Origin of the sequence: Streptomyces sp. SCSIO 30461 (genome assembly GCF_037023745.1) — a bacterium.
In the GTDB taxonomy this organism is placed as follows: Bacteria; Actinomycetota; Actinomycetes; order Streptomycetales; family Streptomycetaceae; genus Streptomyces.
The window spans coordinates 5895529-5908229 of sequence record NZ_CP146101.1; the positions used below are offsets into that span (position 1 = coordinate 5895529).

The following is a 12701-nucleotide window of genomic DNA, read 5'->3' on the forward strand; positions in this document are numbered from 1 at the left end:
CGGAGGAAGGCGGAAACGGCGAAGCCGCCCGACCATGATGGCCGGGCGGCCTTCGGAGCCTCGGAGTCAGCCGTTTCGAGCGGGATTCGCGTCCGACGCGTCCGTCGCGTCGGCGTGTCGGGCCTTGCCTTGGCCCGCATCCGCGGCGTCCTCGGCGTCGGCGGCGCCCTTGGGGTCGGCCGTGGAGTCGGCGTCGGCACGGTCGGCCTCGGCCGCCTCCCCCTTCGGGGGTTCCACGACCTCCTCGCGGCCGGGGCGCAGCCGCGAGGAGACCACGATGTAGGCCACCGCGAGCGCGAAGACGATGATCGCGGTCCAGACGTTCAGCCGCAGGCCCAGGACGTGGTGCGCCTCGTCCACCCGCATGTACTCGATCCAGGCGCGACCCGCGCAGTACGCGGCGACATAGAGTGCGAAGGCGCGGCCGTGCCCGAGCTTGAAGCGGCGGTCGGCCCAGATCACGAGCAGCGCGACGCCGACGCACCAGAGCGACTCGTAGAGGAACGTCGGGTGGTACAGGCCGGCCTCCCGGTTGACGCCCTCGCTGATCTCAAGAGCCCAGGGCAGATCGGTCGCCTTGCCGTACAGCTCCTGGTTGAACCAGTTGCCCCAGCGTCCGATGGCCTGGGCCAGGGCGATTCCCGGCGCGATGGCGTCGGCGTACGCGGGCAGCGGGATGCCCCGCCTGCGGCAGCCGATCCAGGCGCCGACGGCGCCCAGGGAGATCGCGCCCCAGATGCCGAGGCCGCCCTCCCAGATCTTGAAGGCGTCGACCCAGTTCTCACCCTCGCTGAAATACAGCTGGTAGTCGGTGATCACGTGGTAGAGACGGCCGCCGACGAGGCCGAACGGCACCGCCCAGACGGCGATGTCGGCCACCGTGCCGGTTTTGCCGCCGCGGGCGATCCAGCGTTTGTTGCCGAGCCAGACGGCGACGAAGACACCGATGATGATGCAGAAGGCGTAGCCGCGCAGCGGTACCGGTCCGAGATGGATCACACCGGTCGACGGGCTGGGAATGTAGGCAAGGTCCATGGCACCACCGACGCTACCTTGCCGGGCCGGAACCGTCGCAATCCGCCTGGCAACGTCTGGATAACGAGCAGTCGAAGGGCAGCTTCCGGCCCCTGCGGGCGGAAGCGGTCGCCTAAGGGCTGTCCCGTAGTCCGCAATGGACCAGAGCGCGGCGTCAGGTGTATGGGGTCTCCCCCGGCCCTTGGGGCCGAGGTGTATGGGGTCTCCCCCGGCCCTCGGGGCCGAGGTGTATGGGGTCTCCCCCGGCCCTCGGGGCCGAGGTGTATGGGGTCTCCCCCGGCCCTCGGGGCCGAGGTGTATGGGGTCTCCCCCGGCCCTCGGGGCCGAGGTGTATGGGGTCTCCCCCGACCCTCGGGGCCGAGGTGTATGGGGTCTCCCCCGACCCTCGGGGCCGAGGTGTATGGGGTCTCCCCCGACCCTCGGGGCCGAGGGGACGCAACGCAAGGCGGAGGGTCGCCCTCATACCGGGTGTATTCGGGCGATTCGACAACGCAGCGTGGGGGCACCTCCCGGCGAAGCCGGGGGGAGTGCCGTAGCTGTCGCCGCGCGCCCGCCGGGGATTACGGGACAGCCCTTAGTGCCGCATCAGCCAGGGTTTACCCCGTCGCGACGCCCGGCACGACACCTCGCGGCGTTGCCGAATCGCCCGAGTAGATCCACTACGAGGCCGATCCGGCGCCTCGCGATGCGCCGCACCGAGCGCCGTTCCCTGACGGGCGAACCTTGACCGACGCGGCACTAGGAGGCCCCGGGTGCGCCCGAAGCCGTACCCGGCTGCTTGCCTTTGTTCGCCTCGGCGACCCAGGACTTCAGGCTGTCGGGGGTGAGGGGCTCGCTGTCCTTGGCGGGAAAGACCGGCTCCCCGTTGAGCAGCACCGTGGGCGTGCCCCTGTGCCCGGCGGTGCGGAAGGCATCGGCGGACTTGTCCACCCAGGCGTCGTACGTGCCCTTCTCCACACATTCGCGGAAGGCGGGGGTGTCCAGCCCGTCCACCTGCCCGGCGAGTTCGATGAGCTCGGCGTTGTCCCCGAAGGCGTCCTCGGACTCCGGGGGCTGGTTCTCGAACAGCACGTCGTGGTACGCCACGAACTTCCCGGCGTCCTGGGCGCACGCCGCCGCGTTGGCGGCGCGCAGGGAGCCGGTGCCGCCGAGGTTCCCGTCGATGATCGTGGCGAAGTGGTAGTCGACCTTGAGCTGCCCCGAGTCCATCAGCTCGTCGATCGCGTCCCGCATCGTGGTCTCGAACTGCGCGCACACCGGGCAGCGGAAGTCCTCCCAGACGGTGAGGGTGGACGGCGCGTCGGCCCTGCCCGCGGTGATCGCCGGCTCGGCCCCGCCGGTGGCCCCGCTGGGCGCGGCGACCGGCCCGGACGGCTGGACCGTCGTGTCCTTGGTGGACCGGCTGCCCTCACGGCCCGCGTTGGCGGCGATCACACCGACGACCGCGGCGAGACCGAGCACGCAGACCACAGCCGCGCACACGATCATCAGACGCCGCCGCTTGTCGCGGGCTTTGTCCAGCTCACGTTCGCGCACGAGCCGCTCGCGGGCGGCCCGACTTCCGTCGGCACCATCAGGGTTCTTCTCGCTCACGCCACAGCAACGAACCGGGGAGGCGCATATGCGCCTCCCCGGTCAGAGGTCCACCCGGATGGACGAGCGGCGGTTTCCCCCCGCGTGCGCGCCCGCTCAGCGGCGGCGTACGCCCTGCGCCAGGTCGCCCGCCAGCTCACGCACCGCCGCGAGCCCGGCCTCGTGGTCGTCGGCGTCCAGCAGCCGCTTGACGAAGGCGGAGCCGACGATGACGCCGTCGGCGAAGCCGGCGACCTCCGCCGCCTGCGCGGCGTCGGACACGCCGAGCCCGACGCAGACCGGGAGGCCGTCGCGGCCGGCAGGGGTGGCGCGGGTACGCCGCACCAGGTCCTCGGCCTGGGTGCCGACGGACTCACGGGTGCCGGTGACTCCCATCAGTGACGCGGCGTAGACGAAACCCGTACCGGCGTCGGTGATGGTGGCGAGGCGCTCGTCCTTGCTGCTCGGCGCCACGACGAAGACGGTGGCGAGTCCGTGCTTTTCGGCGTGCTCACGCCACACCTCGGACTCCTCGACCGGAAGGTCCGGCAGGATGCAGCCGGCGCCGCCGGCCTCCGCGAGCTCGGCGGTGAAGCGCTCGATGCCGTAGCGGTCGATCGGGTTCCAGTACGTCATGACCAGCACCGGCTTGCCGGTCGCCCGGTGCGCCTCGCGCACGGTCCGCATCACGTCCGCGATCCTCACACCGCCGCGCAGGGCGATGTCGTCGGCGGTCTGGATCACCGGGCCGTCCAGCACCGGGTCACTGTGCGGCAGACCGACCTCGACCACGTCGGCACCGCCGTCGAAGATCGCCTTGATCGCCTCGATACCGCGGTCGACGGTCGGGAAACCGGCCGGAAGGTAGGCGACCAGCGCGGCCCGGTTCTCGGCCTTGGCACGCGCCAGGGTGTCGCTCAGCAGCCGGATGTTCCCGCCGGCGGATGCGGTCCCGCTCATTTGGCGTCCCCCTCGATCTCGGCGACCTCGCCCGCAGCGTCGGCCTCCACGACGGCGCCCGCCGCCTCGGTGTCGTACAGCCCGAAGTAGCGGGCTGCCGTGTCCATGTCCTTGTCACCGCGGCCGGACAGGTTGACCACGATCAGCCCGTCCTCGCCGAGTTCCCTGCCGAGGTCGAGCGCCCCGGCCAGGGCGTGCGCCGATTCGATCGCCGGGATGATGCCCTCCGTACGGGACAGCAGCCTCAGCGCCTGCATGGCGGCGTCGTCGGTCACGGCCCGGTACTCACCACGTCCGCTGTCCTTGAGGTACGAGTGCTCGGGACCGATGCCCGGGTAGTCGAGCCCCGCCGAGATCGAGTACGGCTCGGTGATCTGCCCCTCGTCGTCCTGGAGGACGTACGAACGCGAGCCGTGCAGGATGCCGGGCTCACCCGCGGTCAGCGTGGCCGCGTGCTCCCCGGTCTCCACTCCGTGCCCGCCGGGCTCGCAGCCGACCAGCCGAACGCCGGTGTCGGGGATGAACGCGTGGAACAGGCCGATGGCGTTGGAGCCGCCGCCCACGCAGGCCACGACCGCGTCCGGGAGGCGGCCCGCCCGCTCCAGGATCTGGCGGCGGGCCTCGACACCGATGACCCGGTGGAAGTCACGGACCATCGCGGGGAAGGGGCGCGGTCCGGCGACGGTACCGAAGAGGTAGTGCGTGTGGTCGACGTTGGCCACCCAGTCGCGGAACGCCTCGTTGATGGCGTCCTTGAGGGTGCGGCTGCCGGACTTCACGGGGATGACCTCGGCGCCGAGCATCCGCATCCGTGCCACGTTCAGCGCCTGGCGCTGGGTGTCGATCTCACCCATGTAGATGGTGCAGTCGAGGCCGAAGAGGGCACAGGCGGTGGCCGTGGCGACGCCGTGCTGCCCGGCGCCGGTCTCGGCGATGACCCGGGTCTTGCCCATGCGCTTGGTGAGCAGGGCCTGCCCGAGCACGTTGTTGATCTTGTGGGACCCGGTGTGGTTGAGGTCCTCACGCTTCAGAAAGACCCGCGCGCCGCCTGCGTGCCCGGCGAACCGGGGCACCTCGGTGAGGGCGCTGGGCCGTCCCGTGTAGTTGACGAGCAGATCGTCGAGCTCGGCGGCGAAGGCAGGGTCGGCCTTCGCCTTGTCGTACTCGACGGCCACCTCGTCCACGGCGGCGACGAGCGCCTCGGGGATGAACTTGCCGCCGAAGTGACCGAAGTAACCACGGGCGTCGGGCACCAGGCCCTCGGGGTCGGGAATGAAGTAGTCGCTGGGCATGCCAGAACTCCTTGTGAGCTGAAAGCCGAGAAGAAGTGTGTGGGGTGATGGCGTCGCGCGACGTCGCGGCACGCTGAGCGCGCAGGCACCCGCGCGAACTCGGCGGATGTCCGTGCGTGCACGCGCGGTCAGTGCGAGTCGCTCAGCGACGCCATCGCATGCCGTTGACCTGACCGGGCTCGTCCCCGATCACATAGCGGACCCGCCGCCCGTGCACCCGCCGTGCCGGTGCACGGCAGCCGCGGGGGCGGCAGCCGCGCGCCAGGGGCGCGTGCGGGAGCTGCGCCTGCGCGGCTGCGGCACCGCCCCGGAGGCGAAGCCCCGGGCGTCGGTGTGGGGCGGCGCGGCGGACAGCGGTCATGGCGGGGGTCAGCCCCTCCCGTGCCGCAGCGCCGGGTGGGCGCCGGCGGCGACCAGATCGGCCACGGCGCCCTTGGGGTCGCGCCCGGTCACCAGAGACTCGCCGACCAGGACCGCGTCCGCACCCTCGTTGGCGTAGGCGATCAGGTCGTGCGGGCCGCGGATTCCGGATTCGGCGATCTTGACGACGCTCGCGGGGATCTCGGGGGCGACCCGCTCGAAGGTCGAGCGGTCGACCTCAAGGGTCTTGAGGTTGCGCGCGTTGACACCGATGACCTTGGCGCCGGCGTCCACGGCCCGCTCGACCTCGTCCTCGTCGTGGACCTCGACCAGCGGGGTGAGACCGATCGACTCGGCCCGCTCGATCAGGGAGACCAGGGCCTCCTGATCGAGCGCGGCAACGATCAGCAGCACGAGGTCGGCGCCGTACGCGCGGGCCTCCCACAGCTGGTACGAGGTGACGATGAAGTCCTTGCGCAGCACCGGGATGTCCACCCGGGCCCGCACGGCCTCCAGATCCGCGAGCGAACCGCCGAAGCGGCGCTGTTCGGTGAGGACGGAGATGACGGCCGCGCCACCCGCCTCGTAGTCGGCGGCGAGAGCTGCCGGGTCGGCGATCGCGGCGAGCGCACCCTTGGAGGGGCTGGAGCGCTTCACCTCGCAGATGACCTTGACACCGTCGCCGCGCAGCGCGGCGACACCGTCCTTGGCCTGGGGCGCCTTGGCGGCACGCTCCTTGAGCTCGTCGAGGCTGACCCGCGCCTGCCGCTCTGCGAGGTCGGCGCGTACGCCTTCGATGATCTCGTCGAGCACACTCACGCGAGCGGCCCCCTTCCGGGTGGTTGTTGGTGGATCACGGTCAGCTATGTCGATGGTATCCGCAGGAGGGGGATGGCCTCACATCCGGTTGACGGGCATCCCAATCCGTGGAACATCATCCCGCTGAGTGTCATGGCGCGAGCACCGACCCGAACGGCAGGTTCCTGACCACGGAGAAGGCCAGCAGCACCCCGCCGAGTGCCCATGCCCACGCGGTGGGCAGGCGGAGGCGGAACGGGCGTCCGCGGATCAGGCGAAGGATCCAGACGGTCCAGACCACGGCGAAGATCCCGTAGCCGACGGTGGCGACCGCGTTGGAGCTCAGGGCGGCCCCGAAGTCGCCGTGGACGAAGGCATGGGCACTGCGCAGACCGCCGCACCCTGGGCAGTAGATCCCGGTGAGGCGCAGGAGCGGGCATACCGGGTAGTGGCCCGGCTCATTGGGGTCGACGGTGCCGACGTAGGCGAAGGCCGCGGCGACGACGGCGAGGCCGCCCAGCGGTGGCGCGAGCCGTCGCACGAGGGAGGGCGCACGGGCGGGTTCCGGTCCGGAGGACCGGCTCGCTCCCGGTTCGGTAGGGGCGGCGGTGAAGGCATCCACCCGCTGATTGTCCACCCGGTATGCGAGGAGACGCAGCCCGGGCCCGCCGGACCGCGTCTCACACAGCGCCTCAGGCGGTCGCGGTGACCTCGGCCGGAGCGGGCTTCGCGGTCGCGGTGCCGCCCTGGACGCGCACCGGCTGGAGCTTGGAGCCGAGACCGGCCGCCTTCATCGCCCCGCCCACGACGGCGCCCAGAAGGGTCACGCCGATACCGGCCCAGAAACCGAGGGGGTTGTTCATCACCATGAAGACTCCCGCGACGTTGAAGCCGATGAAGCTGATGATGACACCGGTCCAGGCGGCCGGGGTGTGACCGTGTCCGTGGCTGCTGCCCGCCATGAAGTGCTCCTCGTTGGTGTTGCTCTGTGGGTGAGGTGAGGCCGTGAGGTCAGGCCGTCGGGTGGGTGGGCCGCCCTGCGCACGAGGCGCGGGAGACCTGCTCGTACCCCATTGTCCCGTACGTGGACGGGTGTCAGGACGTGGGGGTCGTCACTGATCGCGGGTGGGGTCCTCGCCGCGGTCCAGGGCTTTCCACAGCTCCTCGGGCCGGTCCGGGTCGGTGGCCTTGCGGGTCTTGCGGGGAGCGCCGCCCTCGCGCTCGTAGCGGCCGGACATCGCCGGCCAGGAGCTGCCGTAGCGCAGCGCCAGCAGCCCGGCGAGCAGGATCAGCAATCCGCCGCCCGCCGTGACGTAAGGCCAGACGGTGTGGGTGAGGGCCTCGGCAGCCGCATCGGATGTGCCGGTGGTACGCCGGGCCTGCTCGTCCAGCGTCCCGCTGCCACCGGCGCCGAGGAACGCGGCGATTGCCGCGCCCGCACCGCTGAACGCCAGCAGCGCGGAGACCAGCAGCCGACCGGCGCGGCGCACCGCGAACAAGGCAACCAGCGCGGCCAGGCCCACGACGGCGAGTGCGGCGGGCACCCCGGTGACCTCCCGACCGTCCGCCTTCAGCGGGACGGTGCCGCCGACGGCGTCGGCCGCGCCCTGCGCCCAGGTCTGGCCCGACGCGAGCAGCACCACGGCCGCGCCGACGGCACCGAGCAGCAGGGCGGCGGCAAGGCTTCGTCTGCTGCTCGCCGCCGACGAACTCCGTGCGCTCTCGGTACGGGGCTGGGGTACGGATGCGGCACTCACGCACCCCACTATCCCCTATGCGCTCAGCCGCCGTGCAGCCGGTTCGCGGTGTGCACCGCCCGCAGCACGGCGGCGGCCTTGTTCCGGCACTCGGCGTCCTCGGCCGCCGGGTCCGAGTCGGCCACGATCCCGGCCCCGGCCTGCACATACGCGGTTCCGCCGCGCAGCAGCGCGGTGCGGATGGCGATGGCGGTGTCCGAGTCGCCCGCGAAGTCGAGATACCCGACACAGCCGCCGTACAGTCCGCGCCGGGACGGCTCCAGTTCCTCGATGATCTGCATCGCCCGGGGCTTCGGAGCACCGGAGAGGGTGCCCGCCGGGAAGCAGGCCGTCAGCACGTCGAAGGCGGTACGGCCTTCGGCGACCTTGCCGGTGACGGTCGACACGATGTGCATGACGTGCGAGTACCGCTCGATGGACATGAAGTCGACCACTTCCACCGAACCCGGCTCGCAGACCCGGCCGAGGTCGTTGCGTCCCAGGTCGACCAGCATCAGATGCTCGGCGCGCTCCTTCGGGTCGGCGAGCAACTCGTCCCCGAGGTCGTGGTCCTCCTGCGGGGTTGCTCCACGCGGCCGGGTGCCCGCGATGGGGTGCACCATGGCGTGCCCGTCCTCGACCTTCACCAGTGCCTCCGGGCTGGAGCCGACCACGTCGAAGGGTTCCTCGTCGTGCGGGAAGCGGATCAGGTACATGTACGGGCTGGGGTTGGTGGCTCGCAGCACCCGGTAGACATCGAGGGCACTGGCCGTGCAGGGGGTCTCGAACCGCTGCGAGGGCACGACCTGGAAAGCCTCCCCCGCGCGGATGCGCTCCTTGACGTCATCGACGGCTTCCCGGAACTGCTCGCCGCTCCACATGGGCGCGGTGTACGGGGGCAGCTCCGACGGCGGCAGGGCGGTCGGCGGGGAGTGCACCGGCCGGGCGAGGCCGGCCTCCATGGCGTCGAGCCGGGCGACGGCTCCTGCGTAGGCCTCGTCCACACCCGTGTCGAGGTCGTTGTGGTTGATCGCGTTGGCGATCAACAGCACGGAGCCGTCCCAGTGGTCGAGGACGGCCAGGTCCGATGTGAGCAGCATGGTCAGCTCGGGCAGCCGCAGGTCGTCCCGGCCGTGCTCACCGATCCTCTCCAGGCGGCGGACGATGTCGTAGCCGAGGTAGCCGACCATGCCGCCGGTGAAGGGCGGCATGCCGTCGTCGAGTCCCCGCGGGGTGTGCAGGGCCTCGACGGTGGCCCTGAGGGCCGCCAGAGGGTCGCCGTCCACGGGTACGCCCACCGGAGGGGTACCGATCCAGTGCGCCTGGCCGTCGCGGACGGTGAGGGCGGCGTCCGACCGTACACCGATGAAGGAGTACCGGGACCAGGAGCGCCCTCCCTCCGCCGACTCCAGCAGGAAGGTGCCGGGGCGCTCTCCGGCGAGTTTGCGGTACAGGCCGACCGGGGTGTCGCCGTCCGCGAGGAGGCGGCGGCTGACGGGGATGACACGGCGGTCGGCCGCCAGCTTGCGGAAGGTCTCGAGGTCCATGGCGTATGACCCTACTGCCGGCACTACCGGTCGCCGAGCGGCAGCTCATCGGCGTCGAAACAGGTGCGGTCGCCGGTGTGGCAGGCGGCGCCGGTCTGGTCGACCCGGATGAGGACGGTGTCGGCGTCGCAGTCGAGTGCGACCGACTTGACCTGCTGCACATGGCCCGAGGTGTCGCCCTTGACCCAGTACTCCTGGCGGCTGCGCGACCAGTAGGTGGCGCGCCCGGTGGTGAGGGTGCGGTGCAGCGCCTCGTCGTCCATCCAGCCGAGCATGAGCACTTCACCGGTGTCGTACTGCTGGGCGATGGCCGGCAGCAGTCCGTCGGCGCTGCGCTTGAGGCGGGCGGCGATGGCGGGGGCCAGTGCGCTGGGAGTCCTGGGCGTGCCTGTCATGAGGTTCATTGTGCCGTGCCCCACGTGGCATCCGGCCGTGCGTCCACTGGGCGGACGGGCGGCCCCGGACGTAGGCTGACCGGCATGTCGACCCATGCCAAGCGTGAACGGCTGCTGCTCGCGGAACTGTTGGAGGCTGCCGGCCCCGCCGCCCCGACCCTGTGCGAGGGCTGGACCACCCGTGAACTGGCGGCGCACGTGGTGGTGCGCGAGCGCCGGCCCGAGGCGGCCGGGATCGTGCTGAGCCCGTTGAGGAGCAGGCTGGAGCGGGTGCAGGCGGAGTACGCCGCCAAGCCGTACGAGGAACTGATCCAGCTGATCCGTACCGGTCCGCCGAGGATGTCGCCGTTCTCCCTCAAGCCGGTGGACGAGGCCTCGAACACCGTCGAGTTCTTCGTGCACGCCGAGGACGTACGCCGGGCTCAGCCCGACTGGACCCCGCGCGAGCTGGACCCGCTGTTCGCCGATGTCCTCTGGTCGCGCCTGGAGAAGGGCGCACGGCTGCTGGGGCGCAAGGCGCCGGTGGGCCTGGTGCTGCGCCGCCCTAACGGCCAGACGACCGTGGCACACCGCGGCACCCCGGTCGTAACGGTGACCGGCGACCCGGGCGAGCTGACCTTGTACGCGTTCGGGCGGCAGGACGCCGCACACGTGGAGATCGAGGGCGACAAGGACGCCGTCGAGCGGGTGGGACGGGCCCAGCTCGGGATGGCCTGACCCGCGCCCCCCCCGCGCCGCTCCGCACCGCCGGAGCTCAGCACCAGCACCCCGAGCCCGAAGTGCTTAGCCTCGGTGTTCTTCACGCACACCGAGACGGGGCAGCTCTTCGTTCCGCCGCCGAGTTCGACCGTGCCCGGTTCGAGCTGGGTGCGGAACGCCGCGGGCGACAGCAGCTCGCCTGTGCCGACCGCCTCAGCCGAGCGTGCCAGGTCGCAGATGTCCGTGGTGAGCACGGCACCGGGTGCGGTGGTCCGGGAGGGGTTCCAGAAGGTCGACTCCTCGTAGGTCCGCGCTCGTCGATGAAGGCGTGCAGCACCGGTGGCTGGATCTCGGGAGTGAAGCCGTTGCGGGTGCCGGCGAGTCCCAGCGGGTCCATGGTCCTCTGCCGCAGCAGCTCGTCCAGGGGCAGGCCCGGCATTATCCGCCAGAACAGCCGACTGAAGCGTGTGGATCACCCCGAGGGCCGCGGTCGCCGCACCCGGCGGGTGCCCGTGTCTGCGGCGACGCCCACCGGGTCACGGGTTCCGCCCCTCTTGGGTGCGCGTCCTGTTCAGCCCATCGTGGGGGTGCGCGTGCTTCTCATAGGGGCTCGGTACGGGGAAGTAGCCGTCGAGGAAGGGCTGGAGCAGCTCTTGCTGGTCCTGCGTGTCGTGCTCGGAGGAGACGGTGTCGTTGATGCAGAAGACATGGCGGTCGCGGTCGGCGAGAAGCCGGTCGAGGCGCGCGGGTGTGTCGGGGTGGGACAGGTCGAGGTAGGCGTAGCGGAGGGTGCCGGGGACGGCGCGGGCGCTTTGGTGGGCGTAGTAGTGATGCAGGTTGGAGGCGATCGACAGGTCGTCGAGACTGCGGAAGCGGTTGCCCGCGGTGACGTGGTGATGCCGGGGGAATGAGTCCTCGATCTCGGCGAGGACGCTGCGGCGAAGTGGATGCGGGGTGTGTTTCATCTTCTGGGTGATCGTGACGCCGAACCGGGACCCGAGCAGCGCTCGGTTGTTCTTTCCGGCCACCGATACGGGCACGTCGTCCGGGGTCGGCTGTCCGAGCGGAATGAGCGCCGGTGAGGGAAAGAACTTGGTGATCCCGTTGGCGTGGAAGAAATCCTGAGGAGTGGTGGGCCGCCCGAGGAACACGTCGTCGTTGAAATAGAGGAAGTGCTCGGCCAGCCCGTCGATATGGTGGAGCTGGCTCTCGATGGCATGGGAATTGAACGTGGGCAGCACACCCGGATCAGCGAAGATGTCCTTGTGGCTGACCACTTTCAGGCCTGGGCTCAAGGTGTCGAGCCAGTCCGGTGTCTGATCGTCGGTGACAAGGTAGACCGTGCGAATCCAGGGCGCGTTCTGATACAGGGACCGCAGGGAGTAGCGCAGTTCGTCACGACTGATGTAGCGGGCGGCGTTCGCCGCTTCCTCGTGGTATGCCTCGCCGGTGGCCTCGGCACGGCGACGGAGCCAGGCCGGGTCCTGCCCGTCCACCCAGGTGTAGACGGCGTCGATGGGGAAGCGTATGTCGTCCGGCAGGACGGTGATGAACTCCCGGCGGGTTCGCACCGTGGTCGCCGGCCGGTCGGCGACCGTTGAGGCCAGGCGTGTGAAGGTCGCGTCGGGAACCTGCACCGGTCTCCCGTGCCGCGGGATCTGCTCGGTGATCCGGTTGGGACGGGGCGCGAGAAGCCGGTCGCCGCAAGGGGTCCAGAACTCGATGTCGCAACCGTGCTCAGGGCCCAGCACCAGACGCAGCTCGGGGTCGCCGTAATACCAGGTCATGCGGATCACATCGGCGTGGGCCACCCGGCGCCACACACCGGGCAGGGATCCGAGCTCGCTACGCGACGCCCCGCGCTGACCGTCCATCAAGGAGACATAGCCGGGCCGGCGCTCGGTCGACGCCGCCAGCGCTTCGAGCACACGAGGGCGGTCATCGGCCGCGACCCCGACTGTCGCCGTCCCGTCCCGGCGGCCGCGTACACAGAAGTAGTCGATACCGGCGTCGTCCAGTGCAAAGCGAACCGCCGCGAGATTGTCGCTTCTCGCTTGCAGCGGCGAAACGTCCGCCCTGACCAGTACCGCCTTCGGTACTCCCCGTACGAGGTGCATGGCCCGGTCCGGTCCGGTGAACGCCTCTGGAAACCGACGTGTCTCCCAGGCCGCCCGCATCCTCGCCGCGCCGGATCGAGCCGATGGCGCGGCAGCCAGCCGTGCCTTCCACCGCCTGCGAGTCCGAGGCGAGATCCGGGCTGCGATCGCCCTCCGGGCCGTCAGCGGCATCCCACGGCGATACGCGTGC

At 71.0% G+C, this 12701-nt stretch carries 14 protein-coding genes; 2 read left to right on the plus strand and 12 right to left on the minus strand.

What is annotated here, in order from left to right:
* Positions 1-66 precede the first annotated feature (66 nt).
* The 11 genes from lgt to hisI all read right to left on the minus strand — a co-directional run bounded on the left by lgt (position 67) and on the right by hisI (position 9695).
* Positions 67-1035, minus strand: coding sequence for a prolipoprotein diacylglyceryl transferase (gene lgt / locus V1460_RS26445; protein WP_338676117.1), 969 nt, complete (start codon positions 1033-1035; stop codon positions 67-69).
* A 738-nt stretch (positions 1036-1773) separates the two neighbouring features.
* Positions 1774-2628: a thioredoxin domain-containing protein gene (locus V1460_RS26450; protein WP_338676118.1), complete on the minus strand. Its 855-nt coding sequence runs from the start codon at positions 2626-2628 to the stop codon at positions 1774-1776.
* Positions 2629-2724: 96 nt separating this feature from the next.
* Positions 2725-3567: a tryptophan synthase subunit alpha gene (gene trpA, locus V1460_RS26455; protein WP_338676119.1), complete on the minus strand. Its 843-nt coding sequence runs from the start codon at positions 3565-3567 to the stop codon at positions 2725-2727.
* On the minus strand, positions 3564-4859 hold the full coding sequence (gene trpB, locus V1460_RS26460; RefSeq protein WP_338676120.1) for a tryptophan synthase subunit beta: 1296 nt from the start codon (positions 4857-4859) through the stop codon (positions 3564-3566). The genes trpA and trpB overlap by 4 nt, the downstream gene beginning before the upstream one ends.
* A 142-nt stretch (positions 4860-5001) precedes the next feature.
* Positions 5002-5220: a tryptophan biosynthesis modulator TrpM gene (trpM, locus tag V1460_RS26465; RefSeq protein ID WP_338676121.1), complete on the minus strand. Its 219-nt coding sequence runs from the start codon at positions 5218-5220 to the stop codon at positions 5002-5004.
* Between the two features lie 8 nt (positions 5221-5228).
* Positions 5229-6038, minus strand: coding sequence for an indole-3-glycerol phosphate synthase TrpC (trpC, locus tag V1460_RS26470; RefSeq protein ID WP_338676122.1), 810 nt, complete (start codon positions 6036-6038; stop codon positions 5229-5231).
* Positions 6039-6168: 130 nt separating this feature from the next.
* Positions 6169-6639: a DUF2752 domain-containing protein gene (locus V1460_RS26475; protein ID WP_407077530.1), complete on the minus strand. Its 471-nt coding sequence runs from the start codon at positions 6637-6639 to the stop codon at positions 6169-6171.
* A 70-nt stretch (positions 6640-6709) separates the two neighbouring features.
* Positions 6710-6979 carry an HGxxPAAW family protein gene (locus V1460_RS26480; protein ID WP_338676123.1) on the minus strand — a complete coding sequence of 90 codons (270 nt, stop codon included), beginning with the start codon at positions 6977-6979 and terminating at the stop codon, positions 6710-6712.
* A gap of 150 nt (positions 6980-7129) precedes the next feature.
* Positions 7130-7783 carry a TIGR02234 family membrane protein gene (locus V1460_RS26485; RefSeq protein WP_338676124.1) on the minus strand — a complete coding sequence of 218 codons (654 nt, stop codon included), beginning with the start codon at positions 7781-7783 and terminating at the stop codon, positions 7130-7132.
* Positions 7784-7797: 14 nt separating this feature from the next.
* Positions 7798-9300: an anthranilate synthase component I gene (locus tag V1460_RS26490; RefSeq protein WP_338676125.1), complete on the minus strand. Its 1503-nt coding sequence runs from the start codon at positions 9298-9300 to the stop codon at positions 7798-7800.
* 23 nt (positions 9301-9323) lie between these two features.
* Positions 9324-9695, minus strand: coding sequence for a phosphoribosyl-AMP cyclohydrolase (hisI, locus tag V1460_RS26495; RefSeq protein ID WP_338676126.1), 372 nt, complete (start codon positions 9693-9695; stop codon positions 9324-9326).
* 84 nt (positions 9696-9779) lie between these two features.
* Between hisI and V1460_RS26500 the strand changes: the two genes are divergently transcribed.
* Together V1460_RS26500 and V1460_RS26505 are read left to right on the plus strand one after the other, a co-directional pair.
* Positions 9780-10412 carry a TIGR03085 family metal-binding protein gene (locus tag V1460_RS26500; protein ID WP_338676127.1) on the plus strand — a complete coding sequence of 211 codons (633 nt, stop codon included), beginning with the start codon at positions 9780-9782 and terminating at the stop codon, positions 10410-10412.
* Positions 10413-10487: 75 nt separating this feature from the next.
* Positions 10488-10700 (plus strand): hypothetical protein, encoded by a 213-nt coding sequence (locus V1460_RS26505; protein ID WP_338676128.1) that lies wholly within the window; start codon positions 10488-10490, stop codon positions 10698-10700.
* A gap of 230 nt (positions 10701-10930) precedes the next feature.
* Here V1460_RS26505 and V1460_RS26510 read toward each other — a convergent pair whose 3' ends face one another.
* Positions 10931-12511: a stealth family protein gene (locus tag V1460_RS26510; RefSeq protein ID WP_338676129.1), complete on the minus strand. Its 1581-nt coding sequence runs from the start codon at positions 12509-12511 to the stop codon at positions 10931-10933.
* Positions 12512-12701 lie beyond the last annotated feature (190 nt).

Excerpts from the sequence above, each read along its gene's own strand:
- lgt (WP_338676117.1), bottom strand. The coding sequence starts at position 1,035 with ATGGACCTTGCCTACATTCCCAGCCCGTCGACCGGTGTGATCCATCTC.
- trpA (WP_338676119.1), bottom strand. The coding sequence starts at position 3,567 with ATGAGCGGGACCGCATCCGCCGGCGGGAACATCCGGCTGCTGAGCGAC.
- trpB (WP_338676120.1), bottom strand. The coding sequence starts at position 4,859 with ATGCCCAGCGACTACTTCATTCCCGACCCCGAGGGCCTGGTGCCCGAC.
- trpM (WP_338676121.1), bottom strand. The coding sequence starts at position 5,220 with ATGACCGCTGTCCGCCGCGCCGCCCCACACCGACGCCCGGGGCTTCGC.
- V1460_RS26480 (WP_338676123.1), bottom strand. The coding sequence starts at position 6,979 with ATGGCGGGCAGCAGCCACGGACACGGTCACACCCCGGCCGCCTGGACC.
- V1460_RS26490 (WP_338676125.1), bottom strand. The coding sequence starts at position 9,300 with ATGGACCTCGAGACCTTCCGCAAGCTGGCGGCCGACCGCCGTGTCATC.
- hisI (WP_338676126.1), bottom strand. The coding sequence starts at position 9,695 with ATGACAGGCACGCCCAGGACTCCCAGCGCACTGGCCCCCGCCATCGCC.
- V1460_RS26500 (WP_338676127.1), top strand. The coding sequence starts at position 9,780 with ATGTCGACCCATGCCAAGCGTGAACGGCTGCTGCTCGCGGAACTGTTG.
- V1460_RS26510 (WP_338676129.1), bottom strand. The coding sequence starts at position 12,511 with ATGCACCTCGTACGGGGAGTACCGAAGGCGGTACTGGTCAGGGCGGAC.